Source organism: Wolbachia endosymbiont (group A) of Lasioglossum fulvicorne, assembly GCF_964028605.1.
GTDB lineage: Bacteria > Pseudomonadota > Alphaproteobacteria > Rickettsiales > Anaplasmataceae > Wolbachia.
Genome location: NZ_OZ034798.1, coordinates 617,747 through 634,250 on the forward strand (window position 1 = coordinate 617,747; position 16,504 = coordinate 634,250).

Here is a 16,504-nt window from a genome sequence, read left to right on the forward strand (position 1 = left end):
CTTTATGAAAATCAGAGTTGGAGTAATAGGCTGCTTAGGCAGAATGGGCAAGAAAATACTCAATGAATTAATTACAAATACCAAAGTGGAAATAGCAGGTGCTGTTGCCCGTTCAGGCAGTAAGTACATAGATTCAGATATTGGACCAATTATAGCCAATCTAGGAATCAAGGTTACAAGTTCTATTAGTGGCATATTTGAGTTATCCGACGTTGTAATAGATTTTACAACTAAAGAATGTATGTTAGACTGCCTTAAAGCAGCTGTAAAATTTAAAACACCTCTGGTTAGTGGCACAACTGGAATAGAAGGTGTCGATTTAAAAGAATATGCTGCTGAAGTTCCAATATTATGGTCAGCAAATATGAGTGTTGGGGTTAATGTGTTGCTGAAATTGGTAAAAAAAGCTGCTGAGCTTTTAGGTAATGAATATGACGTTGAGATTTGGGAAATGCATCATAACTTAAAAAAGGATTCACCATCTGGAACAGCTATAGAACTTGGCAAAACAATTGCTAACGCTTCAAAAGTGGATTTTCAGTCCAATCAATATTTACATAGTGGTTCAAACATAAGGAAAAAGGGGGGAATAGGTTTTGCGGTGTCTCGTGGAGGTGGAGTAATAGGAGATCACAGCGTGATGTTTGTTAATTCTGATGAGCGGATAGAACTAAACCACAAAGCAATTGATCGCACAACGTTTGCTAGAGGAGCTGTTCAAGCAGCAGTATGGCTATACGAAAATAAAAGAGAAATTCCGGGGCTCTATTCAATGCAGGATGTGATATGAGCGGTATATATGCTTCCGTTAAAAATCTAAATCTTTGGTATGGCTCTAAACAAGTTTTATTCGATATAAATTTGGATATTTATAAGAAAAAAGTTACTACTTTTATCGGACCATCCGGGTGCGGTAAATCGACATTTTTGCGTTGTTTTAATCGTATGAATGACTATGTACCAGGTTGCAAAACTGTTGGTGAATTAGATATCGATGGGCTGGGTGATATATATTCACGCGATATGGATGTTGTACTACTTAGAGCAAAAGTTGGCATGGTATTTCAAAAGCCAAATCCTTTTCCAAAATCAATATACGACAATGTTGCTTATGGACCAAAACTGCATGGTATGGCGAAGGATAAGCAAAAATTGAATGAGATGGTGGAAAATAGTTTAACCAAAGTTGGCTTATGGGAAGAACTAAAGGACAGATTGCAAGATAGCGCACTTAATTTATCCGGTGGCCAACAACAGAGGCTATGCATCGCTCGCGCAATTGCAGTGAAGCCAACTATTTTATTAATGGATGAACCGTGCTCTGCTCTTGATCCAATGGCAACCAATGCAATCGAAAATCTTATACAAGAGCTGAAATTAAGATTTACTATAATTATGGTGACTCATTCAATGAAGCAAGCTAAAAAGTTATCTGATAGTGTAATTTTCTTTCATAATGGCAGAATTGTTGAGTCTGGAAGCACTCAAGAAATATTCGAAAATGCTCAATCTCCCTTAACAAAGGAGTATATCCTGGATCATTAAATTTCTGTCATCCTATGGCTTTGCGATTAAATCCATTAGCTTCAAAAATTGTAATACTTAAAAATATGATTGAATAATTATTAATAATAGTATATAATTATTAACGTTTTTCAGGCATTTTTGTTATGGGTGCGCCAAGTAAGCGTTTAGAATACAGTTGGTGAAAATCCAACTTAGGCGAAGTCTAGCCAACAGCCTAGAACAGACCATTATGCTGCGTGAGGTAACGAGCGTAGTAAAGCTAATGGAATGGACAATATAGGGTGCAATGAAAATGAAGGTATTGAGTCCCGAAATAAAAATGAAGTGATGGAGGTCGACATTTTCCATAAAATGGAAGGCAGTATGGAGGGTAACAATAAGGCAAGTTATCACTCACTCTATCGGGATCAGAGGCCGTGTCATGTATTGAAATGGATTCTAAATGAACTTGGGAGATCCTTTGTATTCCTACTAAGGTACGCTGGAACAAGTCAACAAAGGCGAGGACTAACGGAAGATGCAAAGGAAGTCGGACTGATTGATAGTACTCAGAGTGTCACATACAAGGGGAAGCGGTCAGCAATATAGCAACTGGAGTAGGGATTGCAATACTGATACAACAGAGATTGGAGGAATATGCAAGAAAAACTAAACCAGATAGCGGTAAGAGCGAAGCAAGATAAGCGGGTAAAATTTACATCGCTGATACACCTTATCAATGAGGAGAATCTTGCAGAGTGTTATAAGAGCCTGTTCATAATCTTTTCAGAAGTAAGGCAGTGAAAGCCAGAACGACCATTTGTAGGCTAGTATTGAGTTTTCGCTCACAATTTTTCCACAATCTTCTACATTTTTCTAACCAAGCAAAAGATCGCTCCACAACCCATCTTTTGGGCAATACAACAAAGGAATGTAATTCATTTCTTTTTATCACTTCAACGGTTGCACCAATAATCGTTTTTATTTGAGTTGCAAAATTCTCTCCAGTATAGCCTGCATCAACCAGTACATTTTTAACTCCCGAGAGGTTTTCTTTTGCATTTTCGACCATTCTCACAGCACTGCTACGGTCAGTTATAGCTCTTTTCATAGAAGTCCGGATGTGATAAGATAAGGATAGACGATGATAAGGAGGTTGAGTGCCAGCAGCATATAGTTATGACTTAAGGAAAAAAGCAATGGAAGCGCTAGAGGAGGGAGGAAGCAGAGAAACAGTGGCAGCAAGATTTAAAATTGGACGAACTACTTTATGGGAGTGGCAGCAAAGAAGAAAAGAAACAGGAGACTTTCAATCAAAAAAACTTGGAAATGGAGGTTACAATCACAAAATTACCGACTGGGATGCCTTTGCTAAATTTGCCAGAGAAAACGGAGGAAAGACTCTGTCGGAAATGGCTAAACTTTGGGGCAACGTTAGTATCCAAACGATCCACCGAGCTCTCAGAAAAATTGGATTTACGCGCAAAAAAAGACATATGGATACAAGGAAAGAAACGAAGAAAAACGTGCTGAATTCTTAAAAATTATAGCAACAAAAGAACCAGAAAACTTAGTTTATATAGATGAGTCTGGCATTGATAACACAGAGGACTATCCATATGGGTATTGCCAGAAAGGACAGCGGTTTTATGGCCTAAAATCTGGAAAGAAAACTCAACGAATCAGTATGGTTGCAGCCTTAAGTAGAAGAAAGATAGTTGCTCCATTAACCTTTGAAGGCCACTGTAATATGGATGTTTTTAATGGATGGTTTGAGCAATTTTTGACACCGATCTTTGAACCTGGACAGACTGTCATTCTTGACAATGCTACTTTTCATAAGTCTGGTAAGATTATCGAGCTTGCTAGAGGAGTTGGTGCAGAAATTTTGTATCTGCCGCCGTATTCTCCAGATTTCAACAAAATTGAGCATCATTGGTTTGCTATAAAAAACAGAGCTAGGAAAAACATTCCTCTATTCGAATCCTTTCGTCGTGCTGTTGATTCTGCCTTCCTATGACCTGTTCGGACTATTATGAGAAATGCTATACTAGTGGAACTACAACAGCAGATATAACACCCACAGTAATTCCTGCTGTTATAGCTTTAGGTCTATGGATGCATGATGGATTTGCACCATAATTTAGCAGGAGTTTTGCCATCCTTGGACTAGGTTTGTAAGGTTCATAAAAATTACCTAGTAAAGTTGTGTCACAATCTAGTAGCAGTTTTCCTCCTAACCTTATATTACGGTAACTATAATTAAGAGTAGCATAGTATAAAGGTGCCCTTCCATCCTTGTCTTTTATATTAGCATCTGCACCTTTTTTTAATAGCATTTCTATTGTTTGTATAAGTTCATAACCAATAGCATAATGCAAAGGAGTTTTTCCATCCTCGTCTTTTATATTAACATCTACTCCTCTTTGTAATAAAAGTCCCGCTATCTTTGCTGCACTATCATCCTTCATAGGAGTACATATGTTAGCATTACATGTAGCATAGTGCAAAGCAGTTCCTCCAGATTTATCCTGTAGATTAACATTTGCCACTTTCTCCAATAACATTTGCACTATTTCTATATCTCTTTTGCCAGCAGCTACATGTAAAGGAATCTCTTTATCTTCATCTTGTGCATTAACGTCTGCTCCCTCTTCTAGCAAAACTTCTACCACTTGCGTATACCCATACTGAGCAGAATAATGTAAAGAGGTTTTTTTCCATACATCTTGTACATTAACATTAGCCCCGCTTTTTATTAGGTGTTTTACTACTTTTCCACAACCATTTTTAGCTGCTATAAGTAATAAACCACAATTAAGTACTTCAAATGTGTGGTTTATATCAAACTGGTTACTTTCCCACTCACTGTAGATATCTGGAAGCTTCTGCTGTAGTTCATCTTTGATTTTCTCAACTACATTTTCTGCACTTAGGTCTGGACTACTGTTGACTTCTTGTAGTATTAACCTTAATGTCATTTCCTTCTCCAAGATATAAAATTTTATTATGGCATATGGAGTGGATTATGTCAATGAAGAACTAAGAAACTGGTTCTTCTTTTTTTCTATAGCTTTAGGTTTACCTACAATTTGAAAAACAACAAATTCGTCATTCCGCTACTCGTTAGCGCCGCGGCGGTATGATGTAGGGAAACCTTTCTTGGGTTAGCTATAAAGTTAAAATTCGACCAGGGCAGCCGCAATAAGGTAGCAAACGCCATCATGTCTTTAGGAGAGTTTGCTAATGAAGGCTCTTAAGTTGACGCCATTGCCTGAACGGATACGCCAATTTTTATGTTCATTTGTAACCGTCTATTATTTTACACCCCAGTCTTTTTCAAATATTGCTAGCCCTTGGTCAGTAAGTGGGTGATTAATTAATTGTCTAAGTACTTTTGCTGGCACAGTAATTGAATCAGCACCAAGCCTTGCAGCTTCCATTACATGCGCTGGGCTTCTCACTGATGCAACAAGAACTTTAGTATCAAAACCGTAATTAGAATATATAGTACATATATCTTCTATTAGCGATAAGCCATCACAGCTTATATCATCAAGGCGACCAACAAAGGGGGAAATAAAACAAGCACCGACCTTAGCGGCAAGCAGTGCTTGCCCAGGAGAAAAACATAATGTGATGTTAACAGGTATTTTATGCTCTGTCCATAACTTTTTACAAGAAATTAATCCTTCATGTGTAAGAGGTAATTTGATCACAACATTATCAGCAATTTTTGCTAAATTCAGACCTTCTGTAATCATCTCTTCATGGCTATCTGCAACAACTTCAACACTAACAGGCCCTTTTATAATAGAGCATATTTCACGCACTAAATCCTCGTATTTATCTTTACGCCCGGACTTTGCTATTAAAGAAGGATTAGTTGTTATGCCGTCAATGAACTCCTTTAGTTCTTTAATTTCATTTAAATCAACGCTATCAAGAAAAATTTCCATATTAATCTCCTATAAAAAAAATACCCTTGCAAAATCTTGTCATCCTACCGCTTGACTTACAACCGTATGAACTTCCTGCGTTGTAAACATCAAACGGCCGATAACACAACTGTACAAATATTGAGACATAAGAGTAATTTGTACCAAGAAAAAAGATGTCATCCCAGTGCCCAGACCCCTAAGAACCTGTACATGATCTCAAGAAAGGAATAAACTAAGAGATAATATATATAAGTTAGGATATATGAGGAGTTTATACCCAAGTGATATAAGTCGGGAAAGATTTGAGATTATGTTACCAGATCTAGAGTCCTGTAGAAAAAAAACAAAACCAAGGAAACTTGATTTGTATGATGTATTTTGTGGAGTGTTATACGTTCTGAAAAGCGGTTGTCAGTGGAGAATGCTACCAAAAGAGTTTCCAAAATGGCGCAATTGTTACGACTATTTTAAGAAGTGGAGTGAAAAACCAGATGCAGATAAAGAAAGTGTTCTGGAGCTGGTGTTAAAAAAAAATAGTTGGCGTGGTCCGACAAAACAATGGTCGGAAAGAAAAAACCAGCTTCTGCATAATTGATGCACAGAGTGTAAAAAATGCAGATACTGCTGAAGAAAAAGGCTATGATGCAGGCAAAAAGATTTCAGGAATAAAACGCCATATTGCAGTAGATACGCAAGGTTTGCCCCATGCAATTTATATAACAACAGCAGAGATAACTGACCGTAGCAGTGCTGTGAGAATGGTCGAAAATGCAAAAGAAAACCTCTCGGGAGTTAAAAATGTACTGGTTGATGCAGGCTATACTGGAGAGAATTTTGCAACTCAAATAAAAACGATTATTGGTGCAACCGTTGAAGTGATAAAAAGAAATGAATTACATTCCTTTGTTTTATTGCCCAAAAGATGGGTTGTGGAGCGATCTTTTGCTTGGTTAGAAAAATGTAGAAGATTGTGGAAAAATTGTGAGCGAAAACTCAATACTAGCCTACAAATGGTCGTTCTGGCTTTCACTGCCTTACTTCTGAAAAGATTATGAACAGGCTCTAACAAAAAAATCAACCATAATAATTTTAGTAGTATGAGAAAATATTGAATATTAAGAGCTTTTAAAGTACAGTAACAATGTTAGTAATAGCACAATATATGCACGATATAGAATATATACGCAAAAACCCTGAAGGATTTGAAAAGGCAATAAAAAGCAGGGGGATAAGAGAGTTTACTGCAAAAGAGATATTAGAAATTGATCACGAGAAAAGGTCATTAACCACTAAATTGCAAGATTTAAATAGGCAGCGCAATGAAATCACAGAGGAAATAAAGAAGCTTAAAATGAGCAAGAGCCCCTGTGAAGAGCAAATAAAATCATCAAAAAACATCACGAATGAGATAGAGGCAATCAGCTTAAAAGAGCAAGCAGAAAAGGATAAGTTAGTGAGTGTTTTATCTAACTTGCCGAATATTTCTGCGCAAGATGTGCCAATAGGCGCAGATGAGAACTCTAATTTAGAGGTGAGAAAATATGGAAGAAAAAGACAGTTTGATTTTACAGCAAAATCTCATTATGAACTCGGAGAAAAATTAAGTTTAATGGACTTCGAACAAGCGGCGAGAATTTCCGGATCAAGATTTGCGATATTAAAAGGACAGTTAGCTAAGCTTGGACGAGCGCTAATAAATTTTATGCTTGAAATGCATGTTAATGAATTTGGCTATACTGAGGTGTACCACCCGGCTTTGGTGAAAAACGAAGCTATGTATAATGTTGGTCAACTACCGAAATTTTCTGAAGATTCGTATTTAACTACCGACGAATTGAGGTTGATTCCCACAAGTGAAGTGTTTTTAACAAATTTGGTTGCTGATAAAATAGTGGAAGAAAAAGAACTGCCTATTCGCTTTACTGCGTATTCAGAGTGTTTTCGTAAAGAAGCAGGCAGCGCAGGGCGAGACACGAGAGGCATGATAAGGCAACACCAATTTGGTAAAGTGGAATTGGTGAGTATTACAACTGAGGACCAATCAAACGATGAACTTGAGCGCATGACGAGTGTTGTTGAAGAGATATTAAAAAAACTAGAATTGCCGTATAGAGTAATGCTACTCTGTAGTGGTGATATGGGTTTTGCTGCACAAAGGACTTATGACATAGAGGTATGGTTACCTGAGCAAAATAAATATAGAGAAATATCAAGCTGCTCAAATTGTGGTGCCTTTCAAGCAAGAAGGATGAACGCTAAATACTCTTCAGAAACTGATAAAAAGATAAAAAAATATATTCACACTTTAAACGGCTCAGCTTTAGCTATAGGAAGAACGATTATTGCCATAATGGAGAATTATCAAAATTCTGACGGGTCGATTGCAATACCAAACGTGTTGCAAAAATACATGAGTAATGGTACTGTTATAAGCAAATAATAATTTTGACATATAGAAAAGCGGGGAAATAAAGATGAAGGTTCTGGTTATAGGTTCTGGTGGGCGTGAGCACGCTCTACTTTGGGCTCTAAAAAAATCTCCTATCTTGACTGAGTTATATGTCACTCCTGGTCGCCCGGCCATGGAAAATTTGGGAGTTCTTGTGGATGTAAATATTCAAAATTCAGTGGATGTTACACAATTTTGCAAGAGAGAAAATATAGAGTTGGTTGTTATTGGTCCAGAACAACCAATAATTGATGGGCTTGCTGATGATTTAGTTGCAGAGGGAATAAATGTTTTTGCTCCAAGTCAAGCAACTGCAAAACTTGAGGGATCGAAGTCTTTCACCAAGGGATTATGTAAACGATATGGTATACCAACTGCCAAGTACGAGTGTTTTGTTGATGAAGGGTTAGCTAAAGATTTTGTACGTAGCAATAAAATAAAGTTTCCACTTGTAGTGAAAGCAAATGGAATTGCGGCAGGGAAAGGGGTGGTTATATGTAATACAGAAAACGAAGCTTTTTCAGCAATAGATTCAATGCTAGTGGAGAAAAAATTTGGTGAATCAGGTGAAGAAATAATCATAGAAGAGTTTTTAATTGGAGAAGAAGTAAGTTTTTTTGCTCTTATTGATGGGTTGAAAGTAGTAACTCTTGGGTGTGCAAAAGATTATAAGAGAGTTGATGAAAGTAATGAAAGCCAAAATACTGGAGGTATGGGGTCATACTCATCACCTTCAATTATAAGTAAGGACATGGAGCAAAAAATTATTCAAAAAATAATATACCCTACAGCTCAAGCATTGGTTAACATGGGTACGCCTTATAAAGGAGTACTCTTTGCTGGTTTAATGATTTGCAAAGATAGCCCAAAACTTCTCGAGTATAACGTTAGATTCGGTGATCCAGAAACGCAATCTATATTACCTAGATTTGATTCAAATTGCGATTTGTTAAAATTGATGTTGTCAGTTGCAGAAGGAAAGTTAAATGTCAAAATGGTGGAACTTAACAACAAATCTACAGTTTGTGTAGTTGTTGCAAGTAAAGGCTATCCGGGTGATTATCAAAAGGGAGAAGTAATTAAAGGATTAGATAAAATTGAAAGCATTCCTGGTGTATTGGTGTTTCATGCTGGTACTAAATTGGATGAAAGTGGTAACTTAGTTTCAGATGGCGGAAGAGTGCTAAATATAGTAGCAGAAGGGAGCACTATAGAGGAAGCCAAAAGTAAGGTGTACTCAGCATTAAATTTTTTAGAATGGCCAGGGGGCTTCTTCAGATACGATATCGGTAGTTAATGTTAGCTGTCGGTTAGCAGGTGGTTCACAGAAACAAAAAACTTACTTGACACCCTCCGCCAGCCCCCTTATCATGACAGTGAAGCTATTTCATTTAACTTCGCAATCTGTGCAGATTAAAACGACAAGAAAACTTGTATTTGGCGTACTATGCTTAAATTTTTGCACTATGTGTACCTTATGTCTTTATCAAATTTCTAGTTTTTTACCTATATAAGCTGAAACGCGCTTATAAAGCGTTCAAGACATCACCCAACGTCAAATTTTAAAATAGAGAGTGAATAACTAGCTACTGCGGGTTTTCTATGCCTTTTTTTTCTGCCTGGTAAATTTCTTAAATATTAAAGCTAAGGTTAGTTGCATTTAAAAGCAGCTAAATTGCAGCGTTTAAGAACCTGTACATGATCTCAAGAAAGGAATAAACTAAGAGATAATATATATAAGTTAGGATATATGAGGAGTTTATACCCAAGTGATATAAGTCGGGAAAGATTTGAGATTATGTTACCAGATCTAGAGTCCTGTAGAAAAAAAACAAAACCAAGGAAACTTGATTTGTATGATGTATTTTGTGGAGTGTTATACGTTCTGAAAAGCGGTTGTCAGTGGAGAATGCTACCAAAAGAGTTTCCAAAATGGCGCAATTGTTACGACTATTTTAAGAAGTGGAGTGAAAAACCAGATGCAGATAAAGAAAGTGTTCTGGAGCTGGTGTTAAAAAAAAATAGTTGGCGTGGTCCGACAAAACAATGGTCGGAAAGAAAAAACCAGCTTCTGCATAATTGATGCACAGAGTGTAAAAAATGCAGATACTGCTGAAGAAAAAGGCTATGATGCAGGCAAAAAGATTTCAGGAATAAAACGCCATATTGCAGTAGATACGCAAGGTTTGCCCCATGCAATTTATATAACAACAGCAGAGATAACTGACCGTAGCAGTGCTGTGAGAATGGTCGAAAATGCAAAAGAAAACCTCTCGGGAGTTAAAAATGTACTGGTTGATGCAGGCTATACTGGAGAGAATTTTGCAACTCAAATAAAAACGATTATTGGTGCAACCGTTGAAGTGATAAAAAGAAATGAATTACATTCCTTTGTTGTATTGCCCAAAAGATGGGTTGTGGAGCGATCTTTTGCTTGGTTAGAAAAATGTAGAAGATTGTGGAAAAATTGTGAGCGAAAACTCAATACTAGCCTACAAATGGTCGTTCTGGCTTTCACTGCCTTACTTCTGAAAAGATTATGAACAGGCTCTTAGAGAATTTTATCAACCACAAAAATAATGATGGAATGGATGCTTTGGATATTGCGCTGAATAGTGGAAACGAGAAAGCTATTGAAGTATTAAGATCATATGGAGCAGATATCAAGAATAAGGCAGATGGTAGCACTCAAAAAATTACTGCAAAAAAAACAAGTATAGTATTTCTCATAATAGTCCGAACAGGTCATAGGAAGGCAGAATCAACAGCACGACGAAAGGATTCGAATAGAGGAATGTTTTTCCTAGCTCTGTTTTTTATAGCAAACCAATGATGCTCAATTTTGTTGAAATCTGGAGAATACGGCGGCAGATACAAAATTTCTGCACCAACTCCTCTAGCAAGCTCGATAATCTTACCAGACTTATGAAAAGTAGCATTGTCAAGAATGACAGTCTGTCCAGGTTCCAAGATCGGTGTCAAAAATTGCTCAAACCATCCATTAAAAACATCCATATTACAGTGGCCTTCAAAGGTTAATGGAGCAACTATCTTTCTTCTACTTAAGGCTGCAACCATACTGATTCGTTGAGTTTTCTTTCCAGATTTTAGGCCATAAAACCGCTGTCCTTTCTGGCAATACCCATATGGATAGTCCTCTGTGTTATCAATGCCAGACTCATCTATATAAACTAAGTTTTCTGGTTCTTTTGTTGCTATAATTTTTAAGAATTCAGCACGTTTTTCTTCGTTTCTTTCCTTGTATCCATATGTCTTTTTTTGCGCGTAAATCCAATTTTTCTGAGAGCTAGGTGGATCGTTTGGATACTAACGTTGCCCCAAAGTTTAGCCATTTCCGACAGAGTCTTTCCTCCGTTTTCTCTGGCAAATTTAGCAAAGGCATCCCAGTCGGTAATTTTGTGATTGTAACCTCCATTTCCAAGTTTTTTTGATTGAAAGTCTCCTGTTTCTTTTCTTCTTTGCTGCCACTCCCATAAAGTAGTTCGTCCAATTTTAAATCTTGCTGCCACTGTTTCTCTGCTTCCTCCCTCCTCTAGCGCTTCCATTGCTTTTTTCCTTAAGTCATAACTATATGCTGCTGGCACTCAACCTCCTTATCATCGTCTATCCTTATCTTATCACATCCGGACTTCTATGAAAAGAGCTATAGTACCATGGATGGAGCAGAAAGTGCAGAGGTAGCACCTCCAATTAAGCAAAGAGTATAAAGCTTTTTATAAAGCGATTATAAATTTCAGTAAGTTGCAGAGGCTCTACAATGGGAAGTGTAGTATGTTAGCAGATACAAATGACTAGATAAATTATATTTCATTAAAGTCATTTATCTTGAAACATAAGCAGGATTTTGTATAGTTGTTTCAATTTGGGTCTGTATATTGAAACAATGCGTGAAAGTGGATATTACCATTATATAGATAAGTTAGCACACTTTGTCCCTTATCCATTACCACCGAAAGATCCTCTTTTTAGTTTTAGTGAAAATATTGCTGTTCTTTACGGTGAAACAATGATAAAGCTTGGTCAGTTGAACGAAATGGCTGAGTGTTTACCAAATGCAGAAAGGTTTATTAAGGCATATATTGTAAAAGAAGCACTACTTTCTTCCGCAATTGAAGGTGTACACACAACTTTACTTGATGTTTTTACTCAAAGAGTATCATCAACAAAACCTAACAAGCAAACCCAATTAGTTATGAATTATACAAAATCACTTGAGATGGCGCTCAGTACAGCAAAACATTCAACAATAGCACAAACCATCTTAACTGCTCATAAAGAATTAATGCAATCTAATGAAGGTGGTGGTGAATATCGTGCAGATTCTGTACGTGTTGGTGATCTCATTGCAGCCCATGCACCTGAAGTAGTCAATCTAATGAACGACTTAGAAAACTATGTTAACACTGATAACAAATTGCCTCCACTTATAAAGGTAGGGCTAGTGCATGCACAATTTGAAATTATTCACCCATTTATAGATGGTAATGGAAGAATAGGAAGACTTTTAATTGTAATACTACTAATTCATTACAACTTATTATCAACTCCAATACTTTATCCATCCTACTATTTTAAAAAGAACCACTTTGATTATTATAGATGTTTAGACAGAATAAGAACTCATGGTGACTTTGAGGGGTGGATCGAGTATTACTTAAATGCTATAAAAGATAGTAGCTTTGATGCTTATTGTAGAGCTAAGAGCATTGAAAGGTTGGAAAGGGACTTAGTAAACATAATTCAAGTAAATCAATGCTTCTTCAAGATCCGTGATACAGCATTGCAAACATTGAATATACTTTTTCAACTTCCAGTTATAAGTGTTAAAGAATTAAGCAAAAGATTAAATAAAACTTACAATACAGTAAATAATCTAATCCTACAATTTGTTGAAGCCAAAATATTAGTGAAAGATAGCAACAACAAAAAGCGTAATAAACTTTATAGATTTGAGGCTTATCTAGAACTTCTTGAACAATAAGCTCTCTCTTAATACACAATTGTACGAACATTGCAATTTGCAGGTGGTATCATTCCAGTCTGGAATCCAGCTTTTGATCGAAAATGTTGTATAGTGTACCTGTTTACAGTCAATTTTTCTGGATCCAAGTAGTCAAGCTACTCGGATGACACCATTTATTGTAAGGACTTATCTCACATTTACTCTATGATTATCTTTTTAGAGCACTTTGTCTACCTATTTTGCCACTCTGCTGAACGGATATAACCTAAGTTACTTTAGCTATAGATAAAGAAACTTACATTTCAATTATTTCACAATTTCTGTATAATCTTAAAAACTCAATTAGTGCGTTATGAAGATAATAATAGGTAATGCTAGTAAGGAATTAGGGGAATCAGTAGTTAACCGGCTAGATGTTCAACCATCCTCTGCTTGGATATCAAAGTTTACCGATGGCGAGGTAAATGTAGAAGTAGCAAATGATCTATATAATCAAGAAGTATATATAATACAATCTCTTTCTTCCCCTGTGAATGATAATCTTATGGAGCTTCTGCTTATAATTGATGCAGTAAATAGATTAGGAGCCAAAAGGATAGTAGTAATTATTCCTTATTATGGATATAGCAGGCAAGATAGAATTATCAAGAACAATAATATGCAATCTGCTTTAAGTGCAAAATTAGTTGCAAATCTTATTCAAACTGCAGGTGCAAGTAGTGTTGCAGTTATTGATTTGCACTCAAGTCAAATTGAAGGATTCTTTGATGTACCGATAACCAATTTGAACTGCTTTGAAGCATTTGTTGACTCTATACACACGGAAAACTTGGCAATTGTTGCACCTGATGTTGGAGCAATTGGCAGAGCACGTGCTTTTGCAAAGACTTTAGAGGAAAAGTACAAGATAGGGTTAAGTGATAAGATTATTGTAGTAGATAAATATAGGGAGAAAGCAGGCACATCTCAAGTAATGAACATAATAGGAGAAGTTGCAAATAAAAATTGTGTCATTGTTGATGATATAGTTGACTCTGGTGGAACATTGTGTAATGCAGCTCTTGCTTTAAAAGGCCACGGAGCAAAGTCCGTAATTTCATGCATCACACATGGCGTGCTTTCAGGAAGTGCAGTTGAGAAAATTTCTTCCTCTTCTTTAGATAAATTAGTGATTACGGATACCATACTTCACAAACTTGAAAAAACTGGTAAAATAGAAGTTGTTTCGGTCGCAGATATTTTAACTCACTTTATCCAAGGAGGTAAAGATGCCAGCTAAGTCAACAGGAGACGTTATTACTTCACTAATAGAATTTGCAAATAAGAGAAAAATAACAATTACCAAAGAAGAAATGCTTAAAATTGCACAGCTTGTAAGGATTAAGTTATCAAATGACGAGATTGATCACTACTCCAAAGAACTGACAATGCTGGATTGGATACATGATACTTTATTGCAAGTTAATACTGAAGGTGTTTCTCCTATGCGTTATGGCAGTATAGACAAGGACATTCATGTACGCGATGATGTTATAAATTCTCAAAACATTAAAGAAGAGATATTGTCCAATACAAAACCTGAGCATGGGTATTTCGTAGTGCCAAAGGTTATAAGCGATTAAGGTAAAATAAGGCTCATATCAAACCTATAATAGATCGTATCTGTTCAGCAGAGTGGCAAAATAAGGTAGACGAGAAAAGACAACTATAGGAACAAATGGGTGTCATTCCAGTGCTTGACACTGGAATCCAGTCCTTTTGCACAGTTCCATCAAAAACGTTGTAGAGGATTAACCGCTTTCGTGTTTACCAACTTAGTGCCCAATCTGGATCCCAGTGTCAAGCACTGGGATGACAAGAAAGGGAGCACTGGAATTTTTGTTTCAGTATTTGTACATTAGCCATGCATCTGAACAGATACAATAAATCTACTTTCAAAAATAAGACCAATCCGGTAAAGAAGCATTTGTGGGAGTGGAAACCATTTTTTGATTTTTCTTTACTAAGTCTACTAAATATAGTTTAGAGTTGCTTGGTGATTCTGTTCTTGTAAAAATGATTTCTCTACCATTTGGTAGCCATGCCGGGGATTCAATTTTATGCCCCTCTGAAAGCAGACGTTCTTCTTTGCCATCTGGCTTCATAACTCCTATGTAAAATTTTCCTGACTGAATCTTTGTAAAAGCTATCAGATCTCCTTTTGGCGACCAAACGGGCGTAGCATATCTTCCACTTCCAAAACTAATTCTTTTAGGTTTTTTACTTTTGTTAGTAAAATCGATAACGTACAGTTGCTGACTCCCACTTATATCAGAACTAAAAGCCATATACTTTTGATCTGGAGAAAAAGAGGGAGAAGTGCTTATAGCTGAACCTTTGGTAATTTTTTTCGTGCGTTTACTATTTAAATCCAAAGATAATATATTCGTTTCACCACCCAATGAGTGGGAAATTAAAAGAGATTTACCATCGGGAGAAAATCTTGGTGCAGAAACAACTCCTTCAAATGCGCTGATTATTGATTCAGTGTTATCTTTTAAATTTTTTAATATTATATAACTTTTACCATTTGCGTATGAGATATAAACAATACCCTTTCCATTTGGTGAGAATCTCGGTGTTGACACAAATCTATCGCCATTTGTTAAGTATTTTATATTACTTCCATCTTGATTCATCACAGCAATTTTACGCACAGATTTGTAGTTGCTATCTTTTTCTTCAGCAATATACGTGATTTTTGTGTTGAAGTGCCCTTTCTCACCAATCAATCTATCATGTATCACATCCGAAACGAGGTGACCAATTTTTCTCCAGTCTTTTGCTGGAAAAACAACTGACTGAGTAAGTAATTCTCTTTTTGTAAAAGTGTCAAATAAACGAAATGATAGCTCTAATGCACTACCAGATATTTCGCTTAAACTTACTGTGACTACAGTATCGCTTTTCCAAGATTCAGCTTCCGCGCCACGTTTTACATTAAATAAGCCACAATTAGATAAATTTGTTCCTATTACCTTTGCAATATTTTCGCTTAATTCGCTTTCCAGCACTGTTTTACATGTACATTTAGATACAACAAGACCGATGTTACCAACACTGCTTTTTTTTATATCAACATATAAAGCAGCTTTTGTAAAATAAGGAATAAATAACAAAACAAGCAATATTAGTTGAACGAATAACTTCATTAGACTTCCTGCTTTGCTCTCTATCATCCTAGCAAACGTTTACTTTTGAAGGTAAACTGCACAACAAACGACGTCATGAAAGTAGCTGATACACAACTGTTCGAACTTCTCGCGTTACAGTAGGTGACATTAACCTCTGATGTCATCCCAGTGCTTGACACATAACTATACGAACATTGCAATTTGTAGGTGGCAGGTGGTGTCATTCCAGTGCTTGACACTGGAATCCAGTTTTCTGGCAATTTCATCGACAATGTTGTATAGTGCGCTTGTTTACAATCAATTTTGCTGGATCCCAGTGTCAAGCACTGGGATGACACCTTTGTGTTTGAGGTGAAATCGGCTAACACACTGCCTCTGCGAACAAATGTTCGTACAGCTGTGTGTCGGAGCACTGGGATGACACCCCTACCGGCAGGGATTGCTCTAAAAT

General features: G+C 36.6%; 14 protein-coding genes and 2 pseudogenes. 11 read left to right on the forward strand and 5 right to left on the reverse strand.

Features of this window, described 5'->3' with window-relative positions; translation table 11 throughout:
- Positions 1-4 precede the first annotated feature (4 nt).
- Positions 5-790 (forward strand): 4-hydroxy-tetrahydrodipicolinate reductase, encoded by a 786-nt coding sequence (gene dapB / locus ABWU71_RS03350; protein ID WP_006279993.1) that lies wholly within the window; start codon positions 5-7, stop codon positions 788-790.
- Positions 787-1,545 carry a phosphate ABC transporter ATP-binding protein PstB gene (gene pstB / locus ABWU71_RS03355; RefSeq protein ID WP_353284784.1) on the forward strand — a complete coding sequence of 253 codons (759 nt, stop codon included), beginning with the start codon at positions 787-789 and terminating at the stop codon, positions 1,543-1,545. Before dapB ends, pstB begins: the two co-directional genes overlap by 4 nt.
- A gap of 736 nt (positions 1,546-2,281) precedes the next feature.
- On the opposite strand, the pseudogene ABWU71_RS03360 reads toward pstB, so the two are convergent.
- A pseudogene (locus ABWU71_RS03360) lies at positions 2,282-2,605 on the reverse strand (transposase); the annotation flags it as partial.
- A 61-nt stretch (positions 2,606-2,666) separates the two neighbouring features.
- Here ABWU71_RS03360 and ABWU71_RS03365 point away from each other — a divergent pair.
- Positions 2,667-3,526 (forward strand): IS630 family transposase gene (locus tag ABWU71_RS03365; protein ID WP_353284517.1). Its coding sequence is split into 2 segments (ribosomal slippage): positions 2,667-2,991 and positions 2,991-3,526, totalling 861 coding nucleotides; the frame shifts between segments, so codons are not numbered across the junction.
- A gap of 25 nt (positions 3,527-3,551) precedes the next feature.
- Here ABWU71_RS03365 and ABWU71_RS03370 read toward each other — a convergent pair.
- Together ABWU71_RS03370 and fsa are read right to left on the reverse strand one after the other, a co-directional pair.
- The gene (locus ABWU71_RS03370) at positions 3,552-4,499 is read right to left on the reverse strand and encodes an ankyrin repeat domain-containing protein (protein WP_353284785.1); all 948 of its coding nucleotides are present in this window, start codon (positions 4,497-4,499) and stop codon (positions 3,552-3,554) included.
- 324 nt (positions 4,500-4,823) lie between these two features.
- The gene (gene fsa / locus ABWU71_RS03375) at positions 4,824-5,465 is read right to left on the reverse strand and encodes a fructose-6-phosphate aldolase (protein WP_353284786.1); all 642 of its coding nucleotides are present in this window, start codon (positions 5,463-5,465) and stop codon (positions 4,824-4,826) included.
- Between the two features lie 244 nt (positions 5,466-5,709).
- Here fsa and ABWU71_RS03380 point away from each other — a divergent pair.
- The 5 genes and pseudogenes from ABWU71_RS03380 to ABWU71_RS03400 all read left to right on the forward strand — a co-directional run.
- Positions 5,710-6,502, forward strand: a protein-coding gene (locus ABWU71_RS03380) for an IS5 family transposase (protein ID WP_353284787.1) whose coding sequence is annotated in 2 segments (ribosomal slippage) — positions 5,710-5,973 and positions 5,975-6,502 — 792 coding nt in all. Because the reading frame shifts where the segments join, the coding sequence is not laid out codon by codon here.
- Between the two features lie 107 nt (positions 6,503-6,609).
- The gene (gene serS / locus ABWU71_RS03385) at positions 6,610-7,887 is read left to right on the forward strand and encodes a serine--tRNA ligase (RefSeq protein WP_353284886.1); all 1,278 of its coding nucleotides are present in this window, start codon (positions 6,610-6,612) and stop codon (positions 7,885-7,887) included.
- A gap of 34 nt (positions 7,888-7,921) precedes the next feature.
- A complete protein-coding gene (gene purD / locus ABWU71_RS03390) occupies positions 7,922-9,193 on the forward strand; it encodes a phosphoribosylamine--glycine ligase (protein ID WP_353284788.1) in 1,272 nt (423 codons plus the stop codon).
- A gap of 453 nt (positions 9,194-9,646) precedes the next feature.
- Positions 9,647-10,439 (forward strand): IS5 family transposase gene (locus tag ABWU71_RS03395; RefSeq protein WP_265023453.1). Its coding sequence is split into 2 segments (ribosomal slippage): positions 9,647-9,910 and positions 9,912-10,439, totalling 792 coding nucleotides; the frame shifts between segments, so codons are not numbered across the junction.
- Positions 10,440-10,447: 8 nt separating this feature from the next.
- Positions 10,448-10,729: pseudogene (locus tag ABWU71_RS03400) on the forward strand (hypothetical protein); the annotation flags it as partial.
- Here the strand turns inward: ABWU71_RS03400 and ABWU71_RS03405 are convergent.
- A protein-coding gene (locus ABWU71_RS03405) for an IS630 family transposase (protein ID WP_353284534.1) occupies positions 10,642-11,501 on the reverse strand; the annotation gives its coding sequence in 2 pieces (ribosomal slippage) (positions 10,642-11,177 and positions 11,177-11,501; 861 coding nt in all). The pseudogene ABWU71_RS03400 and the gene ABWU71_RS03405 overlap by 88 nt on opposite strands.
- A 278-nt stretch (positions 11,502-11,779) precedes the next feature.
- On the opposite strand from ABWU71_RS03405, the gene ABWU71_RS03410 reads away from it, so the two are divergent.
- The 3 genes from ABWU71_RS03410 (at position 11,780) to gatC (ending at position 14,502) form a co-directional block, all read left to right on the forward strand.
- The gene (locus ABWU71_RS03410; RefSeq protein ID WP_353284789.1) at positions 11,780-12,898 is read left to right on the forward strand and encodes a Fic family protein; all 1,119 of its coding nucleotides are present in this window, start codon (positions 11,780-11,782) and stop codon (positions 12,896-12,898) included.
- A 334-nt stretch (positions 12,899-13,232) separates the two neighbouring features.
- Entirely contained in the window at positions 13,233-14,159 is a 927-nt protein-coding gene (locus ABWU71_RS03415; protein ID WP_353284790.1) for a ribose-phosphate diphosphokinase, read from the forward strand.
- Positions 14,149-14,502, forward strand: coding sequence for an Asp-tRNA(Asn)/Glu-tRNA(Gln) amidotransferase subunit GatC (gene gatC / locus ABWU71_RS03420; protein WP_353284791.1), 354 nt, complete (start codon positions 14,149-14,151; stop codon positions 14,500-14,502). Before ABWU71_RS03415 ends, gatC begins: the two co-directional genes overlap by 11 nt.
- Positions 14,503-14,814: 312 nt before the next feature.
- Here the strand turns inward: gatC and ABWU71_RS03425 are convergent, their stop codons facing one another.
- Positions 14,815-16,071: a protein TolB gene (locus ABWU71_RS03425; RefSeq protein WP_353284792.1), complete on the reverse strand. Its 1,257-nt coding sequence runs from the start codon at positions 16,069-16,071 to the stop codon at positions 14,815-14,817.
- Positions 16,072-16,504: the final 433 nt, after the last annotated feature.